Source organism: Krasilnikoviella flava, from assembly GCF_900167525.1.
Taxonomy (GTDB): domain Bacteria; phylum Actinomycetota; class Actinomycetes; order Actinomycetales; family Cellulomonadaceae; genus Isoptericola; species Isoptericola flavus.
Map to the genome: position 1 here is coordinate 101,653 of NZ_FUZQ01000008.1, position 24,233 is coordinate 125,885.

The 24,233-nt window shown below is 74.2% G+C and carries 20 protein-coding genes; 9 read left to right on the plus strand and 11 right to left on the minus strand.

Features of this window, described 5'->3' with window-relative positions; genetic code table 11:
• Positions 1-46: 46 nt before the first annotated feature.
• The 5 genes from pgm to B5Y66_RS20380 all read left to right on the plus strand — a co-directional run bounded on the left by pgm (position 47) and on the right by B5Y66_RS20380 (position 6,522).
• Positions 47-1,741: a phosphoglucomutase (alpha-D-glucose-1,6-bisphosphate-dependent) gene (pgm, locus tag B5Y66_RS20360; protein WP_079576454.1), complete on the plus strand. Its 1,695-nt coding sequence runs from the start codon at positions 47-49 to the stop codon at positions 1,739-1,741.
• An 11-nt stretch (positions 1,742-1,752) separates the two neighbouring features.
• The gene (locus B5Y66_RS20365) at positions 1,753-2,604 is read left to right on the plus strand and encodes an SDR family oxidoreductase (protein WP_079576455.1); all 852 of its coding nucleotides are present in this window, start codon (positions 1,753-1,755) and stop codon (positions 2,602-2,604) included.
• A 69-nt stretch (positions 2,605-2,673) separates the two neighbouring features.
• Positions 2,674-3,138, plus strand: a complete 465-nt coding sequence (locus tag B5Y66_RS20370) for a MarR family winged helix-turn-helix transcriptional regulator (protein WP_079576456.1) — start codon at positions 2,674-2,676, stop codon at positions 3,136-3,138.
• A gap of 49 nt (positions 3,139-3,187) precedes the next feature.
• The gene (locus tag B5Y66_RS20375) at positions 3,188-5,677 is read left to right on the plus strand and encodes an MFS transporter (RefSeq protein ID WP_176168947.1); all 2,490 of its coding nucleotides are present in this window, start codon (positions 3,188-3,190) and stop codon (positions 5,675-5,677) included.
• A 29-nt stretch (positions 5,678-5,706) separates the two neighbouring features.
• The gene (locus B5Y66_RS20380) at positions 5,707-6,522 is read left to right on the plus strand and encodes a YceI family protein (RefSeq protein ID WP_079576457.1); all 816 of its coding nucleotides are present in this window, start codon (positions 5,707-5,709) and stop codon (positions 6,520-6,522) included.
• Positions 6,523-6,541: 19 nt separating this feature from the next.
• On the opposite strand, the gene B5Y66_RS20385 is transcribed toward B5Y66_RS20380, so the two are convergent.
• From B5Y66_RS20385 to B5Y66_RS20395, 3 genes are all read right to left on the minus strand, one after another.
• Complete coding sequence (locus B5Y66_RS20385) at positions 6,542-7,540, minus strand: GmrSD restriction endonuclease domain-containing protein (RefSeq protein ID WP_245807256.1); 999 nt, start codon at positions 7,538-7,540, stop codon at positions 6,542-6,544.
• Positions 7,541-7,596: 56 nt separating this feature from the next.
• Entirely contained in the window at positions 7,597-7,905 is a 309-nt protein-coding gene (locus B5Y66_RS20390; protein ID WP_079576459.1) for a GNAT family N-acetyltransferase, read from the minus strand.
• 62 nt (positions 7,906-7,967) lie between these two features.
• Positions 7,968-8,639 (minus strand): YczE/YyaS/YitT family protein, encoded by a 672-nt coding sequence (locus B5Y66_RS20395; RefSeq protein ID WP_079576460.1) that lies wholly within the window; start codon positions 8,637-8,639, stop codon positions 7,968-7,970.
• Between the two features lie 79 nt (positions 8,640-8,718).
• Between B5Y66_RS20395 and B5Y66_RS20400 the strand changes: the two genes are divergently transcribed.
• A complete protein-coding gene (locus B5Y66_RS20400; protein ID WP_245807257.1) occupies positions 8,719-10,020 on the plus strand; it encodes an MFS transporter in 1,302 nt (433 codons plus the stop codon).
• Between the two features lie 14 nt (positions 10,021-10,034).
• Here the strand turns inward: B5Y66_RS20400 and B5Y66_RS20405 are convergent, their stop codons facing one another.
• From B5Y66_RS20405 to B5Y66_RS20420, 4 genes are all read right to left on the minus strand, one after another.
• Entirely contained in the window at positions 10,035-11,351 is a 1,317-nt protein-coding gene (locus B5Y66_RS20405; RefSeq protein ID WP_079576462.1) for an MFS transporter, read from the minus strand.
• Positions 11,352-11,607: 256 nt separating this feature from the next.
• Positions 11,608-14,964: a beta strand repeat-containing protein gene (locus B5Y66_RS22620; RefSeq protein ID WP_176168948.1), complete on the minus strand. Its 3,357-nt coding sequence runs from the start codon at positions 14,962-14,964 to the stop codon at positions 11,608-11,610.
• Between the two features lie 85 nt (positions 14,965-15,049).
• Complete coding sequence (locus tag B5Y66_RS22625) at positions 15,050-17,263, minus strand: ICP22 family protein (protein WP_176168949.1); 2,214 nt, start codon at positions 17,261-17,263, stop codon at positions 15,050-15,052.
• Between the two features lie 70 nt (positions 17,264-17,333).
• Positions 17,334-18,482, minus strand: a complete 1,149-nt coding sequence (locus tag B5Y66_RS20420; RefSeq protein ID WP_079576463.1) for a VIT1/CCC1 transporter family protein — start codon at positions 18,480-18,482, stop codon at positions 17,334-17,336.
• Positions 18,483-18,689: 207 nt separating this feature from the next.
• On the opposite strand from B5Y66_RS20420, the gene B5Y66_RS20425 reads away from it, so the two are divergent.
• A complete protein-coding gene (locus B5Y66_RS20425) occupies positions 18,690-19,304 on the plus strand; it encodes a ribonuclease H family protein (RefSeq protein WP_079576464.1) in 615 nt (204 codons plus the stop codon).
• 7 nt (positions 19,305-19,311) lie between these two features.
• Positions 19,312-20,262, plus strand: coding sequence for a DNA-3-methyladenine glycosylase family protein (locus tag B5Y66_RS20430; RefSeq protein ID WP_245807258.1), 951 nt, complete (start codon positions 19,312-19,314; stop codon positions 20,260-20,262).
• 19 nt (positions 20,263-20,281) lie between these two features.
• Here the strand turns inward: B5Y66_RS20430 and B5Y66_RS20435 are convergent, their stop codons facing one another.
• The 4 genes from B5Y66_RS20435 to B5Y66_RS20450 form a co-directional block, all read right to left on the minus strand.
• Positions 20,282-20,464, minus strand: a complete 183-nt coding sequence (locus B5Y66_RS20435) for a hypothetical protein (protein WP_079576465.1) — start codon at positions 20,462-20,464, stop codon at positions 20,282-20,284.
• 152 nt (positions 20,465-20,616) lie between these two features.
• On the minus strand, positions 20,617-21,288 hold the full coding sequence (locus B5Y66_RS20440) for a DsbA family oxidoreductase (RefSeq protein WP_079576466.1): 672 nt from the start codon (positions 21,286-21,288) through the stop codon (positions 20,617-20,619).
• A 70-nt stretch (positions 21,289-21,358) separates the two neighbouring features.
• Positions 21,359-22,867 (minus strand): flotillin family protein, encoded by a 1,509-nt coding sequence (locus tag B5Y66_RS20445; protein ID WP_079576467.1) that lies wholly within the window; start codon positions 22,865-22,867, stop codon positions 21,359-21,361.
• A 40-nt stretch (positions 22,868-22,907) separates the two neighbouring features.
• On the minus strand, positions 22,908-23,372 hold the full coding sequence (locus tag B5Y66_RS20450) for an NfeD family protein (RefSeq protein WP_079576468.1): 465 nt from the start codon (positions 23,370-23,372) through the stop codon (positions 22,908-22,910).
• A 184-nt stretch (positions 23,373-23,556) separates the two neighbouring features.
• Between B5Y66_RS20450 and B5Y66_RS20455 the strand changes: the two genes are divergently transcribed.
• Entirely contained in the window at positions 23,557-24,195 is a 639-nt protein-coding gene (locus B5Y66_RS20455) for a histidine phosphatase family protein (protein WP_079576672.1), read from the plus strand.
• Positions 24,196-24,233 lie beyond the last annotated feature (38 nt).

The following is a 24,233-nucleotide window of genomic DNA, read 5'->3' on the forward strand; positions in this document are numbered from 1 at the left end:
AGGCGCCGCCCTGACATCCGGGGGCGGCGCCTGGCAAGATCGACCCATGCACGAGCGCGCAGGGAAGCCGGCCCAGGAGAGCGACCTCATCGACGTCGACCAGGTGGTGGGCGCGTACTACGACCTCGTCCCCGACGTCGCCGACCCGGCGCAGCAGGTGGTGTTCGGCACGTCGGGCCACCGCGGCTCCAGCCTGGACACGGCGTTCAACGAGGCGCACATCGCGGCGGTCACGCAGGCGATCGTCGAGTACCGCGCGTCGCAGGGCACGGACGGGCCCCTGTTCATCGGCCGGGACACGCACGCCCTGTCGCTGCCGGCGTGGCAGACGGCGCTGGAGGTGCTCGCCGCCGCGGGCGTCACGGTCATGGTCGACGCGCGCGACTCGTTCACCCCCACCCCCGCGGTGTCGCAGTCGATCCTCATCCACAACGGTGCGACGACCGGCGACGGCGTCCGCACCGAGGGCCCGGGGCTCGCCGACGGCATCGTCGTCACCCCGTCGCACAACCCGCCGCGCGACGGCGGCTTCAAGTACAACCCGCCGCACGGCGGGCCCGCCGGGTCGGAGGCGACCGGCTGGATCGCGGACCGCGCCAACGAGATCCTGCGCACCGGCGGGCTGGCGTCCGTGCGCCGGGTCTCGCTCGAGGACGCGCTCGGCGCCGAGACCACGCACAAGCACGACTTCCTCACCACGTACATCGACGACCTGCCGAACGTCGTCGACCTCGAGGCGATCCGCACGGCCGGGGTGCGCATCGGCGCGGACCCGCTGGGCGGCGCGTCAGTGGAGTACTGGGGCGCCATCGGCGAGCGGTACGACCTCGACCTCACCGTGGTGAACCCGCAGGTGGACCCGCGCTGGTCGTTCATGACGCTCGACTGGGACGGCAAGATCCGCATGGACTGCAGCTCCCCGTACGCGATGGCGTCGCTCGTGGAGAAGATGGTCTCGACAGGCTCGGCCGCCGAGACGCCGTTCGACGTCGCGACCGGCAACGACGCGGACTCCGACCGGCACGGCATCGTCACTCCCGACGCCGGGCTGATGAACCCGAACCACTACCTGGCCGTCGCCATCGAGTACCTGTACGGCGGCGCGCGTCCCGGCTGGCCCGAGGGCGCGGCGATCGGCAAGACGCTCGTGTCGTCGGCGCTGATCGACCGGGTCGCGGCGGGCCTGGGCCGGCGGCTCGTCGAGGTGCCGGTGGGCTTCAAGTGGTTCGTGCCCGGCCTGTTGGACGGCGAGGTCGGGTTCGGCGGCGAGGAGTCGGCGGGGGCGTCGTTCCTGCGCCGCGACGGCCGCGTCTGGTCCACCGACAAGGACGGCCTGCTGCTGGCGCTGCTCGCCTCCGAGATCATCGCGACCACCGGCCGCACGCCGTCGGAGCACCACGCCGACCTCGTCGCCCGCCACGGCGAGTCCTGGTACGCGCGGGTGGACGCCCCGGCGTCGCGCGAGCAGAAGGCGAAGCTGTCCGCCCTCTCCCCCGACCAGGTCACGTCCACCACCCTCGCCGGGCAGGACATCACCGCGACGCTCACCGAGGCGCCCGGCAACGGGGCGAAGATCGGCGGCCTCAAGGTGACCACCGACGACGCGTGGTTCGCGGCCCGCCCGTCCGGCACCGAGGACGTGTACAAGATCTACGCCGAGTCGTTCGTGTCCGCCGACCACCTCGCCGAGGTGCAGGCCGCCGCGAAGGAGCTGGTCGACGGCGCGCTCGGCGACGCCTGACCGGGCCCGCCGTGCCGGACCCGCGCACCTACGTCGTCACCGGCGCCGACTCCGGCCTCGGCCGAGCGGTCGCGGCCCTGCTCGCCACGCGCGGGCGGGTGATCACCTGCGGGCTGGCCGACGGCGTGGACGTGCGCGCCGACCTCACGACCGCCGAGGGCCGGGCCGACCTGGTCGGGCAGGTGCGGTCGCTCACCGGCGGCCGGGTCGACGGCCTGGTGGCGGCCGCCGGGGCGGGCGCTCCCCGGGCGGAAACGGTCGCGCTGAACTACTTCGGCGCCACCGCCGTGCTGGAGGGCCTGCGCGACTGCCTGGCGGCCTCGGACGCGCCGGCCGCCGTCGTCGTGTCCTCGTCGTCGACCCTGAACCGCGGCAGCGGCGCGCTGGTCCGCGCCTGCCGCAGCGGCGACGAGCCGCGCGCGCTGGCGCTGGCCGGCCGCCTGGTCCGCACCGGGCGCGGGAGCCAGCTCTACCGGTCCAGCAAGGCCGCCCTGAACCTGTGGACCCGCGCCACGGCCGTGTCGCCGTCGTGGGCACGCGCGGGGATCGTGCTCAACGCGGTGGCACCGGGGATCGTCGCGACCGACGTCGTGACCCGCACCTGGGAGCGCGACCGGGCCCTGCTGGAGACGGCGCTCCCCCAGCCGCTCGGCGCGCCCGGGCCGGTGGCCCCGGTCGCCGACCTGCTCGCCTTCCTGGTCTCGCGGGAGAACCGCTTCATGACCGGCCAGGTCGTCTACTGCGACGGGGGCACCGACGCCCTGACGCGCGGCGGCCGCCCGCAGCGGGTGTACCTCCGGTACGGCGTCCGTGAGATGGCGACGATGTGGCGGGAGGCGCGGCGCCGGCCGCCCACTCCCTGACATCAATTTGATTTCAGCAGGCAACCTTTTTATGTTTGCTCCCCGCAACCGATATGGGAGTGGGCGAGCATGCCTGAGCACGCGAGGTTCGAAGAGCTCCAGCGCCAGCTGCGGGCCGTCGGCGTCGTCAAGCGGACCATCGTGCGGAACCTGCCGCACGACTGCGCCGTCGGTCCGACGGCGGTCCTGTCGACCCTGCGCCGGCACGGGCCGATGCGGCTCAGCCGCCTCGCCGACCTGCTCTGGATCGACCCTTCCGTGACCAGCCGGCACGTGTCGCACGCCGTCGAGCGGGGCTGGGTCGAGCGCACGCCCGACCCGGCCGACGGGCGGTCGTCGATCCTCAGCCTCACACCGTCGGGCCTGGGGATGCTCGAGCAGATCTCCACGCGCACCGCGCAGCTGCTCGCCGACCGGATGACCGACTGGGACGACCGGGAGATCGACCAGCTGACCGGCCTCATGGCGCGCCTGCACGGCAGCTTCTCCGACTGTCCCCCGACGACCCGCGGCGCCGTCTCGGCCCAGGCCTGACACCCCGTCGCAGCAGCACCGCGACACGCAGCACCTCGAGAGGAACCTCATGGCATCGACCACAGCGGCGGCGCCCGCGCACGCCAAGCGCGGCGGGCGCACCGATCACCAGGCCGGGGCCTCGATGAGCCACCGGCAGATCCTGGAGGCCCTGTCGGGCCTCATGCTGGGCATGTTCGTCGCGATCCTGTCCTCCACGATCGTCTCGAACGCCCTGCCGGAGATCATCGCCGAGCTCGGCGGCGGCCAGTCGGCCTACACCTGGGTCGTCACGGCCTCGCTGCTGTCGATGACGGCCACGACCCCGATCTGGGGCAAGCTCGCCGACCTGTTCAGCAAGAAGGTGCTGGTCCAGGTCGCGCTGGTGATCTTCGTCGTCGCCTCGGCGGCCGCAGGGCTCGCGCAGTCCGCGGAGTGGCTCATCGTCTGCCGCGTGTTCCAGGGCATCGGCACCGGCGGCCTGTCGGCCCTGGCGCAGATCGTCATGGCCACGATGATCGCCCCACGCGAGCGCGGCCGGTACTCGGGGTACCTGGGCGCGACGTTCGCGGTGGCCACGGTGGGCGGCCCGCTGCTGGGCGGCGTCATCACCGACACGGACTGGCTCGGCTGGCGCTGGTGCTTCTACGTGGGCGTGCCGTTCGCGCTCGTCGCGCTGGTCGTGCTGCAGAAGACGCTGCACCTGCCCGTCGCGAAGCGCGACAACGTCAAGATCGACTGGGGCGGCGCGTTCCTCTCCACCGCCGCGGTCTGCCTGCTGCTCCTGTGGGTGACGTTCGCGGGCGACAAGTACGAGTGGAACTCGTGGCAGACGTACGCGATGACGGGCGGCGCGCTGGTCCTCGTGCTGCTGTTCGTGCTGGTCGAGTCGAAGGTCTCCCAGCCGATCATCCCCCTGCGGCTGTTCCGCAACCGCACGGTCGCCCTGTCCTCGGTGGCGTCGCTCTTCGTGGGCGTGGCGATGTTCGCCGGCACCATCTTCTTCAGCCAGTACTTCCAGCTGGCGCGCGACAAGTCGCCGACGATGGCCGGCGTCATGACGATCCCGATGATCGGCGGCCTGTTCGTCTCGTCGACCCTCTCCGGCCTCATCATCACCCGGACCGGCCGCTGGAAGGGCTGGCTCGTCTCCGGCGCCCTGCTGCTGACCGCAGGGCTCGGGCTGCTCGGCACCATCCGGTACGACACCGAGTACTGGCACGTCGCCGTCTTCATGGCCGTGATGGGCGTCGGCGTCGGCATGATGATGCAGAACCTCGTGCTCTGCACCCAGAACCAGGTGGCACCGGCCGACCTGGGCTCCGCCAGCTCGCTGGTGACGTTCTTCCGCTCGCTCGGCGGCGCGATCGGCGTCTCCGCGCTCGGCGCCGTCCTGGCCCACCGGATCCCCGACTACGTCGCGGACGGCCTCAGGAACCTGGGCCCGAAGGGAGCCGAGATCGCGCAGGGCGCGGCGGGCGGCTCCGGCGAGATCCCCGACATGGACCAGGTGCCCGAGCCCCTGCGCGGCATCCTGGAGAGCGCGTACGGGCACGGCATCGCCGACGTCTTCCTCATCGGCGCGTGCGCCGCGCTCGTCGCCTTCCTGCTCGTGGCCTTCATCAAGGAGGTCCCGCTGCAGACCAAGGGCGCGATGGAGCAGTCCGCCGCCGAGGAGGCCGGCGCCGCGGCCACGGAGTCCGAGGAGGCCTACGTCCCGGAGCTCGTCGCGGTCGGCGCCGAGCCGACGGCTCAGCGCGCCGTTCCGGCGACCGGCGTCCTGCCCGCCGGCGTCTCGAGCGGCGGTGTCCCCGTCCACGGCCTGGTCCGCGGCGCCGAGGGCGCCCCGCTGCCGCAGGCGGCGATCACGCTCATCTCGCTGGGCGGGCGCCAGCTCGGCCTGGCGATCGCCCGGTCCGACGGCGCATACGCCGTCGACGCCCCCGGCGCCGGGACGTACGTGCTCATCGCCTCGGCCGACGGGTTCCAGCCGCAGGCGTCGACGATCGTCGTCGGCTCGACGCCGCTGGCCCACGACGTGCTGCTCAGCGGCACCAGCGGACTGCGCGGCGTCGTCCGCGGCCCGGACCTGCAGCCCGTCGCCGGCGCGATGGTGCTGGTCACGGACGTGCGCGGCGACCTGCAGGCGAGCGCCGGCACGGCCGACGACGGCACGTTCGCGTTCGAAGAGCTCGTGCCGGGCCCGGTCACGGTGGCGGTCAACGCCGCCGGGTTCCGGCCCCGCGCGCTGCCCGTCGAGGTGGGCGCCGCCGGCGTCACCCGGATCGAGGTGGAGCTCGCGGCGGGCGCCCGGGTGACCGGCGTCGTGCAGGCGCCGCACGGCCCGCTCGCGGACGCGCGCGTGACGCTCGTCGACGCGGCGGGCAACGTCGCCGGGACGGCCACGACGGGGGCCGACGGCGCCTACGCCTTCGCCGACCTGGACGGCGGCGAGTACACGTTGATCGCGACGGGCTACCCGCCGGCGGCGACAGCGTTGAGCCTGACGGGCGCGGGGGTCGACGGCCACGACATCTCCCTCGCCCACCCGGCCGAGTGAGCGGGTCGGTGAGGGGGACGGTGAACGGGATGCTGACCGCGACCGTCCGGACGCGCGACGGGTGGGCCGTGCCGCACGCCGTCGTCACGCTGACGGACGCCGCCGGCAGCCAGGTGCTGCGGGCGGACGCCGACGACGACGGCGCGGTCCGCGGCGAGGCCGCGCTCCCGCCGGGCGCGTACGTCGCGATCGTCACGGCGGTGGGCTACGCGCCCGCCGCGACGTCGACGATCGTCACCGCCGCCGGCCACGCGGCCGTCGGCGTCGTGACCCTGGCGCGGCAGGGCGGCACCGAGCTGCCGCCGCCCGGGCCGTGGACGATCGACCCGGCGCACTCGTCGGTGACGGCCGTCGCCCAGCACCTGGGCATCTCCAGCGTGCGGGGGCGGTTCACCGAGCTGGCCGGCCGCATCGACGTCGCACCCGGGGACGTCTCCCGCTCCGGGGTGGCGGCGGTGATCTCGGCGGCGTCGATCGACACCGGCAACGCGTACCGCGACGGCCATCTGCGCTCCCCGGACTTCCTCGACGTGGAGCGGTACGAGCACATCACGTACCGCTCCGGCGGGATGACGCCCGTCGCCGCCGGCCGCTGGACCGTGCACGGCGAGCTCACCCTGCACGGCCGGGCACACCCCGTGGACCTCGACGTGACCTACCTGGGCACCGGCGCCGACGCGCAGGGGGTGGTGCGCGCGGCGTTCCGCGCCACCACCGAGCTGCGCCGGGACGCCTTCGCCATCCGCTACAACGAGGTGGCTGCGGCCGGCGTCGCCGTCGTCGGCACCACCCTCAAGGTCGAGCTGGAGATCCAGGCCGCACAGGGCGCGACCCTCCCCGCCTGACCCCTGCCCGCACCCGGTGCTACTCGCAGCCGACCCCGTCCCCGTCGCCGTCGAGGCGCGACGAGTAGCCGGGGTCGCCGCGGCGCACCGGAGCGGCCCCGGCGTCCCGCGCCTCGGCGCAGCTCGCGAACGGCGCCTGCGTCTCGGACGTCGCGTCGTCTGACCCGGTCTCCGCAGACCCGGTGTCGTTGGACGCGGCGCCGTCGGACGCCGTGCCGTCTCCGGCGTCGTCGACCCGCGGTGCGGGCCCGCCGGCAGGCAGCGGCTCGTCGGGGCAGCGGGTGAGCACCGTCGCGATGGCGTCGTGCTCGGCCTGCGTGACCCACAGCGCGTACGCCTGCTTCACGGCCACCTGTCGTGCCACGTACTGGCAGCGGAACGTCTTGTTCGGCGGCAGCCAGGTGGCGGCGTCGCCGTCGCCCTTGCCGGCGTTGGTCGGCCCGTCGACGGCGAGCAGGTTCAGCGGGTCGTTCGCGAGCTGCCGGCGCGCGACGCCGTCGAGCTGCTGCGCCCCCTTCTGCCACGCGTCCGACATCGCCACGACGTGGTCGATCTGCACCGCCGTGGACGTGGCCTGCCCGCGGAGGAAGTCGACCGTGGTGGCCGTGTACGGGTCGGCGAGCACGCCGCTCAGCACGATGCAGTCGTGCGTGCCCGGGTCGGTGACGGTGCGGGTCAGGTCGCGCGCCAGGATGTCGTTGCGCGTGTCGCAGCCGTTGTGGTCGACGTCCGCCCAGGCGGGGCCGAACTGGTCGCGCGAGTAGCCCGTCTTGGGCGCGCGTCCCTTCACCGCCAGGGTGTCGAGCGCGGCCAGGGCGGTGCCGGACGCGGCGGGCGCGGACTCATCGGGATCGGCCGGCGCGGACTCTGCCGGCGCGGGCGTCGACGTGGCGGCCGGCCGTTCGACGTCCTCCCCGCCGAGGCCCGTGGAGGCGGGCTCGAGGCCGCCCGCGCACGCGCCGAGCAGGAGCGCGACGGAGAGGCCCAGGGCGGCGCCGGCCCCACCGCGCCGTGTCAAGGAGGATCGTGCCGTGGACGGCCGCGCCGAGGGACGTCGCGCCGAGGTGCGGGCCCTCACCGGGCGGAGTGCGCGAGCAGGTCGGCCTGCTCGGGGTGACGCCGGACGTAGGCCTTGATGAAGGGGCACAGCGGCACGATCTTCTCGCCCGCGTCACGCACCTGGGCGAGCGCGCCCGCGGCGAGCTGCGACCCGATCCCCTGCCCCTCGAACGCCGGGTCGACCTCCGTGTGCGTGAAGACGACCACGCCGTCGGTCCGCTCGTAGTACGCGCCGCCGGCGGTGCGCCCGTCGTCGAGCCGGGCGAGGAAGACCTGCTGGTCGCGATCGTCGACCACGGTGACAGGGGTCGGGGAGTCCGTCATGGCCCCATCCTGGCCGCTGCCCCCGACGTCTGTCGCCCCCCGCGCCGTGGGCGAGACGCACCTCACCGCACCGCGCGGGCAGGCGTCTCGTCGTCAGGCAGCAAGCGGTGCAGCAGCGGCGTGTTGACCTTCCTGGTGAAGTAGTCGATGAGCGGCCCGGCGAAGAACGCCGTCATGACGGTCCCGACCCCCACCGGCCCGCCGAACACGACCGCCAGCCCCACGAACGCCAGGTCCTGCACCACGCGCACCACCCGGTATCGCCAGCCGGTGCGGTCGACGACGATGGGCGCGATCGCGTCGTACGGCGCCGTCCCGATCCCCGCGGTCATGTACGCCGACGCGCCCGCGGTGAACAGCACGATCCCCACCAGGAACAGCACGGCCTGCAGCAGGTGGCCGGGAGGGTCGGGCACCAGGGGTTCCACCAGCGCGCCGAACCACTGGACGAAGAACCCCGTCATCACCATGTTGATGACCGTGCCGAGGCCGACGTACCGGCGCGCCCACACCACCACGGGCACGAGCAGGACGACGTTCACGGCGAGCTGATACGCCCCGAGTCCGACGCCGAGGTGCCCGCTGACCCCGATGTTCGCGGCAGTGAACGGGTCGACGCCGACGTGCGCGGAGAGCAGCACGGCCGACCCGAGGGCGAGCACCGCGACGCCGCCGAGCGCCCAGAGCGCACGTGGGACGAGCTGCGCCGCCTGCACGCGGCCACCGAGGGTCATGGTTCGTCACGGTAGGTGCCCGGGGCCAGGTGCGCGCGGTGGCGCTGCCGCCGCACCCCGGTGGTGGGAGAATCCGGCAGTGACCCAGCCCGCCCCCGAGAACCCCGGCGCGGCGCCGGGTGCCCGGAAGCGCAACCCGTACCTCGACGTCCTCCAGGTGCGGGGCGCCGTCCCGTTCTCCACCGCCGGCGTGATCGCGCGCCTGCCGATGTCGATGGTCGGCATCAGCACCGTGCTCATGGTCCAGACCCTGTACGGCTCCTACGCGATGGCGGGCCGTGTCGCCGCCGTGCTCGTCGTCGCGCAGGCGATCGTCTCGCCGCAGATCGCGCGCGTGGTGGACCGCCGCGGGCAGGCGAAGGTCATGACGCCGCTGCTCGTGGCGACGACGATCGGGCTGCTGGGCCTGGTCGCGGCCGCCCTCGCGGGCGCGCCGGAGTGGGTGCTCTGGGTGCTCGCCGCGGTCGGCGGCGCGTCGCAGGGCTCGTACGGGTCGCTCGTGCGCGCCCGCTGGTCCCACTCTCTGGACGACGCGAAGCGGCTGCACACCGCGTACTCGCTGGAGGCGGCGCTCGACGAGCTGGTGTTCATCGTCGGGCCGGTGGTGGCGACGACGCTCGCGACGACGGTCGCGCCGGCGGGCGGCCTGCTCGTGGCGGCGATCGTGGGCGGCGGGGGCGCCGCGTGGTTCCTCACCCAGCGCGCCACGGAGCCGCCCGCGGGCCGCGTCGCCGTGCCCGTGGACGGCGAGCATCTCGGGACGGTGGCGCACCCGGACGCCGTCCGGCTGGAGCACCGGTCGGCGATCCGGATGCCGGGGATGCCGGTGCTCGCCGTCGTCTTCGTCGCGATGGGCGTCATGTTCGGCTCCAGCGACGTGGCCACGGTCGCCTTCGCGGAGGAGCAGGGCATCAAGGGCATGGCGGGTCTGGTGCTGGCCTGCTTCGCGCTGGGCTCGATGATCTCCGGCCTCGCCTACGGGGCGCGCCACTGGGTGTCGCCGCTGTCCACCCGGTTCACGATCGGCGCGTGCGCCATCGCCGTCGGCGTCTCCATGTTCTTCCTCGTGCACCACATCGCGGTGCTCGCCGTCGTGATGTTCCTGACCGGCTTCGCCATCGCGCCCACGCTGGTCAACGGGAATGCGCTGGTGCAGGCGCTGGTCGCACCGCACCAGCTCACCGAGGGCCTCACCTGGGTGGGCACGTCGCTGGGGGTCGGGGTGTCGCTCGGGTCGTGGCTCGCGGGCGTCGCGATCGACGCGGTCGACTCCCACGCCGGCTTCCTCGTCACGATGTCGGGCGGCTGGCTGTGCGCGGTCCTCGCGGTGGTGGCGCTGCCCGGGATGCGACGGCGCAAGCCGTACACCGCCACCGTCTGAGACGGGGACCGAGGTCAGGGCTCCGGGTGGTGCGCGTCGTAGCGCCAGAACCGCGGCTGGAGGCGCACGACCAGCCACAGCACGGCGACGCACGCGAGGCCGCCGACGACGGCCGCCCAGCCCTCGCCGAACCAGGTGGCCTCCGTGCCGAGCACCATCTCCCCGAGCCGCGGCCCGCCCGCGACCACCACGATGAACACGCCCTGCAGCCGGCCCCGCATGTGGTCCGGCGTCGCGGTCTGCAGGATCGACTGCCGGAACACGGACGAGATGGCGTCCGACCCGCCCGCCAGCAGCAGCGCCACCCCCGCCAGCACGACGGCGCCCCACAGGACGCCGTCCGGGGAGTCCGGGCCGACGGCGACGAGCACCGCGCCGAAGGCGGCCACGGCGAACCCCCACGCCGTGATCGCCCAGACGATGATCCGGCCCTGCCACCGCACGCGCACCAGGGCACCGGAGAAGACGCTCGCGAGGATGCCCCCGACGGCGAAGCCCGCCGCGAGCACGCCGGTCGTCGTCTCGCCCCCGCCGAGATAGAGGGCGCCGGCCGCGGGCCACAGCACGCGCGGGAAGGCGAGCACCATCGCCGCGAGGTCGACGACGAACGTGGTGCGGACGTTGGGCCGCGTCGCGAGGTAGCGCAGCCCGTCCAGCACGGAGCTCAGCCCGACGACGCGACGCCGTGGCGGTGCCGCTGTCGGGTCACCGGCGTCCTCCCCCGTGCCCGCCTCGGGAGGGACCGCCGGGAGCCGCCACACCGCCCACAGCGCGGCGGTGAACAGCAGCACGTCCAGCGTGTACGCGATGCCGTACCCGCCCCAGCCGACGAGCGTCGCCCCGATGAGCGGTCCGCCCGTGAGCGCGACGTTCATCGACAGCGTCTGCAGCGCGTTGGCCGCCGGCATGAGCTGCGGCTCGAGCAGGCGGGGCACGATCGACGTGCGCGCCGGGTTGTTGATGGCGAACGCCGCGGACTGCAGCGCCACCAGCCCGTACAGGAGGTTCACGGAGCCGACGTCGAGCCATGCCTGCACCGCGATGGCCGCCGTCACCAGCCACAGCACCGACGAGGCGAGCAGCGACACCCGGCGGCGGTCGTAGTGGTCCACCAGCGCCCCGCCGTACAGCCCGAGGGCCACGAGCGGCACCAGCGCCGCGATGCCCAGCGTGCCCACCGCGAGCGTGGAGCCCGTGAGCGAGTACACCTGCAGGCCCACCGCGACGACGGTGACCTGCGTGCCGATGTTCGACACCCCGAGGCCCCACCACAGCCGTCGGTACGCCGGTGAGACGCGCAACGGGGTGAGGTCGGCGATCAGTCGGGGCACGGTGAACCAGGGTAGGCGCGTTCCGCGGGCAGCCCCGGGCGGGTCTGCCAGCCCGTCTCTCGAAGGGCCGGTGATCGTCCTCCCGGGGCCGCCGCGCGTGCCCCGCGTCAGCCGGAAGCCGTGGACGCAGCCCGGCCCCCTGCGCCGTGCTGCGTCCACGCCGGCCCCAGCCGGGGCGGAGCGGCCACGGGACACTCCCCAGTGATCCCCCGTGACCGCACCGCCCCGTCCGGAGCCGGTGCCGGCTCCGGTGGGGTCAGCGGTGTGCGACCGCAGCCGCCTCCTTCCGGCGGCGCAGCACCAGCGCGCCGCCCGTGAGCATCAGCAGCAGCGCCAGACCCAGCAGCCGCAGGTCACCGCCCGTCGCCGGCAGGGTCTGCGCCCCGGCCGTGCCGTCCGCGGCGGCCGACGCCGAGGCGCCGTCCGCCCCGGTGCCCGTCAGCTGCCCCGGCCCGTCAGCGCCCGAGGCCTCCGCGATCGGGCCACCGGCCGGGGTGGTCAAGCCGTCGCCGGTCCCAGTACCGTCGCCGGTCCCGGTGCCGTCGCCGGTCCCGGTGCCGTCGCCGGTCCCGGTGCCGTCGCCGGTCCCAGTACCGTCGCCGGTCCCGGTGCCGTCGCCGGTCCCGGTGCCGTCGCCGGTCCCGGTGCCGTCGCCGGTCCCAGTACCGTCGCCGGTCCCGGTGCCGTCGCCGGTCCCGGTGCCGTCGCCGGTCCCGGTGCCGTCGCCGGTCCCGGTGCCGTCGCCGGTCCCGGTGCCGGTGTCGGTGCCATCGCCGTTGTCGGTGCCATCACCCGGATCGGTGCCATCACCCGGGTCAGTGCCATCACCCGGATCGGTGCCATCACCCGGGTCAGTGCCATCACCCGGGTCAGTGCCATCACCCGGGTCAGTGCCATCACCCGGGTCAGTGCCATCACCCGGATCGGTGCCGTCACCAGGACCGGTCGCGGTGGCGCCGTCCTCGAGGACGTCGTCGATCAGGCCGTCCTCGGCGAGGACGTCGTCCACCACCCCGCCGAGGTCGCCCTCGAGCAGATCGTTGGCCGTCTCGTTGACATCCTCGACCACGTGCTCGACGAGCTCGTCGGTGACGCCGTCCTGCGGCTCGTCAGCACCGAGGACGTCATCCAGCACGCCCTCCTCACCGGCGATCCCGTCGACGACGTCCTCGACCAGGTCGCCCGTGCCGAGGGCGTCGTCCACCACGCCGGTCGAGTCCACGACGTCGCCCAGGACCGGGTCCAGACCCTGGTCCTCCAGCACGTCGTCCACCAGACCGTCCTCGGCGGTCAGGCCGTCGGTCACCCCGCCGAGGTCGCCGTCGGTGAGGTCTCCCACGACCTGCTCCAGGTCGTCGAGCGCATGCTCCACGGCCTCGTCGGTGACACCACCCTGCGGCTCGTCGGCACCGACGACGTCATCCACCACGCCGTCCTCACCAACCAGACCGTCCACCGTGTCCTGCACCAGCGACCCGGTGCTGACCGTGTTGTCGACCACGACCGCCAGGTCGGAGACCTGACCGACGAGATCGTCCGCGGCCGTGTCGACCCCACCGTCCTCCAGGACGTCGTCGACCAGACCGTCGTCGGCGGCGACATCATCGAGAACGCCCGGCAGATCACCGGCCGTCGCCGAGTCCAGCGTCGAGTCGACGTCGTCCACCACGGCCTCCACGAGACCGTCCGTGACGCCGTCCTGCGGCTCGTCAGCACCGAGGACGTCATCCAGCACGCCCTTCTCACCGGCGATCCCGTCGACGGCGTCCTCCACCGTCGAACCAGTACCCAGCAGGTCATCCACCACGCCGGTCGAGTCCACGACGTCGCCCAGGACCGGGTTCAGACCCTGGTCCTCCAGCACGTCGTCCACCAGGCCGTCCTCGGCGACGATGCCGTCGAGGACACGGGGCAGGTCGCCGGCAGCGAGCGAGGCGAGCACCTCGTTGACGTCTCGGACCGCGTGCTCCACCAGCTCGTCGGTGACGCCGTTCTCCGGCCCGTCGGCGCCCGCGACGTCATCCACCACGCCGTCGGCGCCGACCAGTCCGTTGACAGCGTCCTCGACCTGCGAGTCGGTGCCGAGCACGTCGTCCACAGCTCCGGTCACACCGGAGACCGCCACCACGACGCCGTCGACGACCCCGTCGAGGCCCGGCGTACCGGGCAGCTCGATGACACCGGTCAGGTCACCCAGACCGCTCAGGTCACCCAAGCCGTCCAGGTCACCCAGACCGCCGAGGCCACCCAGACCGTCCAGCAGGTGGGTGGCACCGCCGAGCATCGGGTCGGTCACCGCACCGAGGTCGCCCTCGACGGCGCCAGCCACGACGTCGTCGAGGCTCCCGACCGCCGGCTCCACGCCTCCGGCACCGAGGTCGGCGCCCAGCGTGCCGCCGACCGTGTCCTGAACCAGCGACCCGGTGCCGAGCAGCCCGTCGACGTCCCCCAGGGCGGCGTCGATCCCGCCGTCCTCGAGCACGTCGTCGACCAGGCCGTCCTCTGCGAGGACGGAGTCCGTCGCCCCGGTGGCGTCACCGGCGAGGACGGCACCGACCGTCGCGTCCACGTCGTCGAGCACGTGGTCCACGACCTCGTCGGTCACCCCGGCCTCCGGGGCGTCGGCGCCGAGGACGTCGTCCACGACGCCGTCCTCACCGATCACCCCGTCGGCGGTGCTCTGCACGGTCGATCCCGTGCCGAGCAGCCCGTCGACCGTGCCGGCCGCTCCCGACACCGTGTCGGCAGCGGCGTCGACCGTGCCGTCCGGACCGCCGTCCTCGAGGGCGTCGTCGACGACGCCGTCCTCGGACGACAGGTCGCCCGCGACCGCCGCCGCGTCACCGCGTGCGACGTCCTGGACGGTCTGCGCGGCGTCGTCGACCAGGTGCTCGACGACGTCGTCCGCGACGTCGGTCTCAGGGGTGTCCGCCCCGACCACGTCGTCGACCACACCGTCGGCGCCGATCACGCCGTCGGCCGTGTCCTGCACCGTCGACCCGGTGCCGAGCAGATCGTCCACCCCGCCGGCTGTGCCGGTCACGGTGTCCGAGACCTTCTCGACGACGTCGTCCACGGCGCCCGCAGCCTTCCCCGCGTCGTGCCGCACGTCGTCCGTCACCCCGTCGGCGACGTCCCTGCCGTCGCCGCGGTCGTCACCCTGGCCCAGGTCCCGGTGATCCTCGCCGGCACCGGTCGTGTCGTCCACGACCTCGTCCTCCGGCGCGACACCCTCCCCGGCGTCCTCGGCCGTCTCCTGCGAGACGTCCTGCGGGACGTCTTCGGCGTCGTCCTGCCCGCCGTCGAACTGCTCGTCCGTGGCTCCGTCGCGGTCGGGCTCCGACCCGATCACGTCGGAGGTGACGTCCTCGACCGCGGCCTCCGCGACGTCGACGACGCTCGGAGCGTCGTCCTTCGTCACCTCGACCTCGGCCTTCACGGGGGCGTCCTTCGACTCCTCGGTCGCTGTGGCTTCCAGCGTCACCGTGGCGTCCTTCTCGACGGGGGCGTTCGCGCCGTCCCCTTCTGCAGCTTGGGCCACTCCGGCCCCGGCGACCACCAGGCCGCCCGCGACGAGCGCCGTCCTCAGCGCACGTCGGACAGAGATATGCATGTCTCGGCTCCTTGACTGACGTAAGACGCAGGCGGCTGGCGCCGCCCGCGGTCGCAGTCGCGCTCAATGGCGCGACGCGGCCACGTCAGGCAGGAGAGACGGGGATGTCGTACGCGACCGCCGGAAGGCGGACGAGGGTCTCGCCGGCCGGCATCAGCCAGGCTCCGGCGGAAGTGTGGGTGTGCTCGCCGAGCACGGCGGCCGCGTCGCCGGACGCTCCCCGCGACCCTGCGGAGGAGCCGCCGCCGGATGACGTGAGCGCCGGAGACGAGGAAGTCCCGGGCGCCTTCCGCTCACCTTCGGGGGACCCGCTCGTGAGGGTCTCGGCGGGGGCAGCAGGAACGGCGACGGTGGACGCGAGGTCGGCGGTCACGACGAGCGAGGACGCCGGTGCCTCGGTCGTGGCCCTCGGGCGGTCGGTGGTCTGCGCGGGTGCGGGCTCAGCCGCGACGGTGTCCACGACGTCGGGCGTCCCGACCTCGGGGGCCGGCGGCGCGAGCACGGCGGGTGCGGGCTCGGCCACCTCGACGCCGGCGGGCGCCTCGACGGCGGGGAGCAGCGCCTCGACGATCGGGCCCGTGGCGGGCTCCAGCGTGTTCGTCACCGGTGCCACGACGGGGTCGAGCACGCCGGCCACCGGCTCCACGACCGGGCGCAGCGCGGCGAGGACAGGCCCGGTCGCGCCGAGCACGGGGGTGACGACGGGGTCCAGCGAGCGGACCACCGGGCTCACCAGCTCCACGACCGGGTCCAGGACGGGGTCGAGCGTCGTGACGACGGGTGCGACGACGGAGCCCACGGCGTCCGTGACCGGCGCGAGCGGCGCCGTCACGGCTCCCACGACCTCGCCCGCGGGTTCGAGCACGGGCGACAGCGCCGACGTGACCGGCGCGACCACCGCACCGACCAGCGCCGTCACCGGCTGCAGGATGACGCCGACGGGGGCCGTGACGCTCTCGACGACGGCGTTCACCGGTTCGAGCCCGACCCCGACCGGCTCCGTGACCTCCGCGACGACGGCGCCCACGGGCTCCGTCACCACAGCGACCGGGCGGACCACCGCGTCCACCGCTCCGGCCGGCGACTCCGCCGGCTGCTCGGCGCCGGCATCCGAGGGCTTCTCCGCCGGCTCGTCGGCGAGGCCCTCCGACGCGACGTCTCGCAGCCCGAGGTCCGTCACCGAGAGGCCGTCGTCCTCCGCGGCGGCCTCGACGCGCTCGCCGGCAGGCTCTGCCGGGTCCGCCGGCGTCGCCCCGTCGACGTCGTCCGCGTGCTCCTCCGCCGGCTCGGCGGATACCTTCTCGATCCACTCCCGCAGCGGGGCCCCCGAGAACGCCTGCTCCCAGTCCTCCGCCGTCGGGAGGTCGTCGACGAACGCCTCGGCCCACTCCTCGGCGGCCTCCCGAGCAAGGCTCGACGTCACCTTCGACGTGCCGCGGACGTCCTCGACGGGACCGCGGCTCCGCGGCTCCTCGTCGGACGCGACAGGTCCCGTCGGCTCCGTCGGCTCGACGGCCTCCGCGGGCTCGACATCCTCCGCCGGCGGCTCGGCCAGCTCCTCGACGGCGTCCCTCACCGGCTCATCGGCGGCCCGCCCGTCGATGCCCCGCTCCTCGGTGCCCGCGTCCGCCCGCTCGCGCTCGGCCGGGGCGGCGTCGTCGTCCTTCGCCTCGGAGCGCTGCCGCTCCGTCACGCGCTGCGGCTCGGCATCCTGCTCGGCGTCCTGCTCGGCGGCGCCTTCATCGGCGTCCTGCTCGGGGCTGCTCTCCGTCGGCTCCCCGGCCGGCTCCTCCTCCGGCGCGGCGGCCTCCACGGCCATGTCCTCCGCGAGCTCCTTCGGGTCCTCCCGCGGAGCGTCTGCTGCGGGCCCGGCGTCCTCGCCCGGGGCCCGGTCGCTCGACGCCCCTTCGTCGCCGTTCCCGCGGTCGGGCTCCGGCTCGCCAGGACGCTCGCTGCGGGGATGCTCGCTGTCGTGGCCCGGCGCCGGCTGGCCGGAGGTCTTCTCGTCCCACGGCTTCTGGACGGCGTCGGCGGGCGCTTCGGTGACCGACCGGACCACGTCGTCGACGACATGCTCGACGACCGACTTCTCCGACGGGCGGTCCTGGCCGTGGCCCTGGTCCGCGGAGGCGGCCCCGGCGACCGCGACGCTCAGCGCGGCTGCCCCGAGGAACCCCCCTGCGGCCGCTGCTGCGCGCGCGAACAGGCGCCGGCGGCGTGCTGCCCCCGGTGCACGGTCCACGGTGCGTGCCACTCGGCCCCCTTCGATGCCACGCGGGATCACGGTCTGCTCGCTCATGACCCAGATCACACAGTGGTGCCGGAGCAACCGTCCCGCAACACCTGAAGACGAGATCTCACCCGCTGGATCAGGCCACGGACGTACCGAAGAGCAGCCCGAGCGCGTAGGTCACGGCGGCCGCCCCGAACCCGATGGCGAGCTGGCGCAGCGCCCGCGTCCAGGGCGACGTCCCGGAGAGCAGGCCGGTGATGGCGCCCGTGACCAGCAGCGACACCCCCACGAGAGCGGCGGCCACGGCGATCGCCGGGAACCCGGTGAGGCCCAGGAGGTAGGGCAGCACGGGGATCACCGCGCCCGACGCGAAGAAGCAGAAGCTCGAGATCGCGGCCCCCCAGGCGGTGCCGTGCGTCTCCAGATCGTCGTCCCGCTCGACACCGGCGACCTCGACCTCGACCTCGTCCGGCTCGTCGCCGAGCACCTCCGGTGCCAGCGTGCCGGTCGCGGCCAGCCCCGCGAGCACCCGGTCGGCCCTGCCCTGCGCCTCCTGGGACGACATGCCGCGCGCCCGGTAGACGAGCGCGAGCTCGTTCGCGTCGACGTCGAGGTGCGGCAGCACCGTGGCGCTCTTGGGGTCCGGGGTGGACGCCTCGAGCAGCTCGCGCTGGGAGCGCACCGAGACGAACTCGCCCGCGCCCATCGACAGCGCGCCGGCGAGCAGGCCGGCGACGCCGGTGAGGAGCACGGTCTGCGACGAGACCCCGGAGGCGCCGATGCCGAGAACGAGGGCGAGGTTGGAGACCAGGCCGTCGTTGGCACCGAAGACGGCCGCGCGGAACGTGCCGGACATCCGGTTGCGCCCGCGGGTGGCGAGCGCGCGCACCACCTCCCCGTGGATCTGCTCGTCGGCGGCCATGGCGGCGGTGGCGTGCTCGTCGCCGTCGTACGACGACCGCGCCTCGGCCCGCTGCGCGAGAGCGAGCACGAAGACGCCGCCGAAGCGGCGCGCGAGGAGGCCGAGCATGCGCGTGCGCAGGTCGCCGCGCAGCGGCCGCCCGACGTCGTCGCCCAGGAGATCGAGCCAGTGCTGCTCGTGCCTCTTCTCGGCATCGGCGAGCGCGAGCAGGATGGCGCGCTCCTCGCCGGTGCGACGCCGCGCGAGGTCCCGGTAGGCGGCGGCCTCGGCGCGCTCGTCGGCGAGGTAGCGGCGCCACTTGCGGACGTCCGCGGGACGGCGCGCGGGGCGGTCGTGGGCGGGCATGGCGGTGCCGTCGGTCATGCCGCCATGATCACCGCTGCGCAGCGGCCGTGGGTTCCGGGCGGAGGCGCGGCGGCTTCCGGGGCCGCGTGCCCGAGTTTTCGGGCGTCCGCAGCCGACCTTCACCGCGGGCTCGGGTGCCGGCTGCGTGGACGCGCCCCCGAGTGTCACCGGCACGAGGCACAATGGGGGCGGCAACCAGGGGCTCGGACACTGGGAGACTCCGGCGTGATCATTGTCAGCACCGACGGCTCGTGCCTCCGCAATCCCGGGGGCGCGATCGGCTGGGCGTGGATCGCCCACGAGGGCGGCCGTTTCGACTCCGGCGGCGCCGCGTCCGGCACCAACCAGGTCGCAGAGCTCACCGCGCTCCTGCGCGCGATCGAGGCCCATCCCGGGGCCGAGCCGCTCCTCATCGAGTCGGACTCGCAGTACGCGATCCGGTGCGCGTCGGAGTGGATCCACGGATGGAAGCGCAAGGGCTGGCGCACCGCCTCCGGCGACACCGTGAAGAACCTCGAGCTGATCCGGTCCATCGACGCCGCGATCACCGGGCGCGAGGGCCCGGTCCGGTTCCGCTGGGTGCGCGGCCACGTGGGCAACCCCTTCAACGAGCGGGCCGACCAGCTCGCCGGCCTCGCCGCGCAGGACTGGGCCGCCGGCCGCGGCGGCGTCGACGAGCTGCTGCTGACGGAGGACGCGGGCGCCGGCCCGACGGCGCGCGAGGACGGCGCGGTCGATCCCGTCCCCGGCGAGCGCCCGGCCGGGCGGCCGGCACGTGACGTCGAGCCCGTCGGCGCCCGGAGCGACACCGGGTGGGAGCTCGGAACCCTCTTTGACTAGCGCACTCGTGCCGAGCACCCCCGCCGCGGCCGGCGTGGTCACCGCCGGCAGCGACGTGACCCTCGAGCACACCTCGGACCGACCGCTCGATCTCGGGCTGACGCTCGCCCCGCTGCGGCACGGCGCGCACGACCCGACGTTCCGTCGCACCGCCGACGGCGCGGTGTGGCGCACGACGCTGGTGCGCACGGGGCCGGTCACGCAGCGGCTCGTCGTGACCGGCGCCCGGACGGTCGTCGTGCAGCACTGGGGGCCGGGGGCCCGGGAGGCGGCCGACGCCGTGCCCGAGCTGCTCGGCGAGACCGACGACACCTCCGCGTTCACGCCGCCCGCGCAGGCGCGCGATGCCGCACGGCGCGCCCCCGGCCTGCGGATGTGCCGCAGCGGGCGCGTCCTCGAGGCCCTCGTGCCGGCTGTCCTCGAGCAGAAGGTGCAGATCGTGACCGCGCACCGGGCGTGGCGGTGGCTCGTCGCCCGGCACGGTGCCCCGGCACCAGGGCCCGCCCCGGAGGGGATGCGGGTGGTCCCGTCCGCGCGCGGGTGGGCCGCCGTCCCGACCTGGGACTGGCACCGCGCGGGCGTCGACCCGCGGCGCGCCGCGACGGCGGTGCGCTGTGCTCAGGTCGCGGCCCGGCTCGAGGACGCGGCAGCGATGCCCGCCGACGAGGCGCGCGCCCGGCTGGAGAAGGTCGCAGGGGTCGGGGTCTGGACCTCTGCCGAGGTGGCGCAGCGCGCGTTCGGCGACGCCGATGCCGTGTCCGTGGGCGACTTTCACCTGGCGGGCGCCGTCGGCTGGGCGCTCACGGGTGAGCGCACCGACGACGAGGGGATGTTGCGCCTCCTCGCGCCCTACGCCCCCCACCGTCACCGGGTGGTGCGGCTGCTGTTCCTCGACCGCCGGCCGCAGGCCCCGCGACGGGGCCCGCGGCTGTCGATCGCGGACTACCGCACGATGTGACCGGCTCGATGACGAGCGGTCACTCCGGCAGGCTGCACACGCCGTCCACGCAGACGGCGCCGGCGTCGCCCAGCAGCTGCAGCGGGCGTTCGTCGCCGGCGCCGTGGTGGGGTGCCGCCGCCTCGGCCGCGGTGAGCGACACGAGCGTGGTGCGGCGCGGGTTGGCGATCGAGCGGGACGAGCTCGCGGTGGCGTCGTTCATGATCCTCCTCCAGGGGCCTCACCGCCGGGGTCGACGGCCTGTAGGCCGTCCCGCGGCGTGCCCGCGACGGTGCGGGCGAGGCCTCGATTCTCGGTGATACCGCGTCTCACAGCCAGGGGTGACGGTGTGAGATGCGCCTCTGTCGCGTCGCCTCAGCCCTCGGCGAGGACCTGGTCGAGCACCTGGACGAAGACGTCGGGGTCCTGCGCGCCGGAGACGCCGTAGCGCCCGCCGAGCACGAAGAACGGGACACCGTTGATGCCGTACGCGCGGGCGCGGTCGATGTCGTCGGCCACGGCGTCGGCATACGTGCCCGCATTCAGCGCGACGACGACGACCTCGCGCTCCAGGCCGACCTCGGCCGCGAGGTCCGCGAGCTCCTCGACGCGGCCCACGTGCTCGCCCTCGGTGAAGTACGCGCGCAGCAGGCGCTCCTTCATCTCGTCCTGCTTGCCGAACGCCTTGGCGAGGTGCAGCAGCTCGTGCGCCTTGAGCGTCTTGGTGTGCCGGACCTGGTCCATCCGGTAGGTGAGGCCCTCGGCGGCCGCGAGCGCGGTCACCTGGTCCTGCATCTGCTGGGCGGTCTCGAGGGGGATGCCCTTGTGGTCGGCGAGGAACTCCGTCGCAGTGCCGTCGAAGTCGACGGGAGTGTCGGGCGAGAGCTCGAAGGAGTGGTACTCGACCTCGACCTCGGGGGCGGCACCGTCACGGTCCGCCATCCGCTGCAGCGCGGACTCGAAGCGACGCTTGCCGATGTAGCACCAGGGGCACGCGACGTCCGACCAGACGTCGACCTTCAGGGGGGCGGGTTCGGTGGTGGTCACGCACGTGCGAACGCCCCGCCGCGGGAGGCGATTCCCGCGGCGGGGCGTGTCGTGCGTCGCACGCCGCTCGTCAGTTCAGCGGCGCGGTCCCGTTCGCGGCGGCGCCGTTCGAGGCGGTGGCCTTCGCGTCGCCGCCGGACGTCGGCAGCTGCCCGCCGGCGAGGCCCGCGATGAGCTGGTGGATGTCCACCCCGGTGAGCTGCTTGACCACGCCCTGGCCCTCGCCGAGAACGGAGGCCACCGACTTCGTCACCGAGGACGCGCCGTCGGTGGAGATCACGGTCATGCCCTGGATCGAGCCGATCGGCTCGGCCGCGGCCCGGACGATCTCGGGCAGGCGCTCGATGAGCTCCTGCACCAGCGCGGCCTCGCCGTACTTCTTCAGCGCCTCCGCCTTGGCGTCGGTGGCGACCGCCTCGGCGCGGCCCTCGGCCTCGGTCGCGAAGGCGCGTGCCTCACCCTCCGCCTTGATGCCCTCCGCCAGCGCCACCTGACGGTCACGCTCGGCCTCGCCGGCACGGCGCACCGCGGCCGCGGAGGCCTCGGCGTCCTGGATGGCCGCCGTCTTGTTCGCCTCGGCGATGGTGGTGCGCTTGAACGCGTCGGCCTCGGTGGCGGCGTTCGCCGCGTCACGACGAGCCGTGGCCTCCTGGACCTCGGCGTACGCCTTCGCCTCGGCCGGCTTGCGGATCTCGATGTCGAGGCGCTCCTGCGTGACGCGCGCCTGCTCGGCCAGCGCCTCGCGCTCCTGCTGCGCGACGAGGCGGTCCTGCTCGGCCCGGGCGAGCTGTCCGGCTGCCTCGGCCTCGGCGTTCGCACGGTCGGTGTCGGCCTTGATCGCGGCCTTCTTGAGGTCGAGCGCCTTCTGCCGCTCGGCGATCTGCTCGGCCGCCTCGATGACGGCGAACTCGGACAGCCGGCGCGCCTCCGCCTCGGAGACCTCCGCGACCTGCAGCGCGCGAGCGCCCTCCGCGCGGCCGAGGTTGGCGAGGTACTCCGAGCCCGGCGTCGAGATGTCGGAGATGTTGAGCAGGTCCACCTGCAGGCCCTGCTCCGCCAGGTCGGTCTTGGTCGACTCGACGACGCGGTCCGACAGGCCCTTGCGGTCGGAGATGATCTGCTCGATCGTCATGTCGCCGACGATGGAACGCAGCGAGCCCTCGAGGGACTCCTTGATGATCTCGGTGAGCATCTCCTGCTGGGAGAGGAAGCGCTGCGCCGCGCGCCGCACGCCCTCGTCGTCGCCCCGCACCTTGAAGTTGATCGACGCCTTGATCGCGATCTTGATGCGGTTCTTGTCGACGCCCTCGACGGTGATACCGATCTGCCGCTGCTCGAGCGAGATCGCGAAACCCTGCTGCAGGATCGGCCAGACGAACGTGCGGCCGCCGATGACGACCTTCTGGCTGACTCCCGCCTTCTCTCTGCTGCCGGCGCCGCGGCCGACGATGACGAGCGCCTGGTTCGGCGGGACGCGGCGGATGCGCTGCCCGACGAAGATGCCTACGGCCAGGAGGGCGACGACGAGCGCGAGCACCGCGATCGTGGTGATGAAACTGCTGTCGGACGAGTCGAACATGGTGCGCGCCGGAGCGCGGCTCCTTCCGGTCGAGGGGACGTCAGCGGGTGTGCGGGGCGACCCGCACGGTGGATCCGGAGTGCTCGAGCACGACGACGCGCGTGCCGGCGGCGATCGGCGCGTCGGACCGGGCGAGGCGGCGCTCGAGCTCGCTCGGGACGTCGAGGGAGACCTCGCCCGAGCTGGGTGTCACGTCGGTCGTCGCCGTGCCGCTGGCCCCGACGAGCGAGACGGCGACGCCGTCCTCGCTCGACGCCAGCCGCCGCACCAGCACCTGTGCCAGAAGGACGGCCAGGAGCCCGACGACCGCCGACGCGACGTACGCGATCCACACCGCGAGGTCGTTGGCGACGACGATCGTGCCGACCGCCCCGAACACCACGGCGCCCACCCCGAGGGACGTGCCGGACAGCGCGCCGTCGCCGAGGTCGACCAGATCACCGACCAGGAGCGAGACGAGCAGCAGGATCATCCCTGCCGAACCGATGAGGACGAAGACGAGCACGCGGTCTCCTGGGTGGTGGGCGGACGCGACGCGGGGCCACGGGCCGGGTGCTGAAGATGTGTGGATCGTGTGACGACGACGACACCCTAGCGAACTCTGGACGGAGCCTGGACGGTCGGTCCACAGGAACCTCCACAGGCACCTCCGCGTGCCGCCGCCGCAGGTCTGCGTGATGCTCGGAGGCATGCCTCTCGTGCCGAGCAAGGACCCGCAGCTCGTCCTCCTGCGCCACGGCGAGACCGCGTGGAGCGCGAGCGGCCAGCACACCGGACGCACCGACCTCCCGCTCACGGACGCAGGCGTGGAGCAGGCCCGCACCGCCGGGCACGCGCTGGCCGGCATCACCTTCACCGCCGTCTACGCGTCACCGCTGGAACGCGCACGGCACACCGCGGAGCTCGTCGGCCACCCCGACGCCGTCGCCGATCCCGACCTCGCCGAGTGGGACTACGGCCCCGTCGACGGACGCACCAGCGCCGACGTCTCCGAGGCGATCGGCCACGAGTTCCAGATCTTCGAGGACGGCGTGCGCGTGCTGTCGCCCGACCCCGCGCACGGCGACGGCCGGCCCGGAGAGCTGCTCGCCGACGTCGCGGCCCGCGCCCGGCGGTTCGTCGAGCGCGCCGACACCACCCTCCAGGCCGGCGGGAACGTGCTCGCGGTGGCGCACGGCCACCTGCTGCGCGTGCTCGCGACCGCCTGGATCGGCGTCGACCCGCGCTACGCCGCGCGACTCGAGCTCGGCACCGCCGCGATCTGCCAGCTCGGGTACGGGCACGACCTGCGCACCATCGAGGGCTGGAACCTGCCTCCACACGTCTGAGCAGCGCCGTCGTCCCCGACCGCCCGTCTGGCACGATG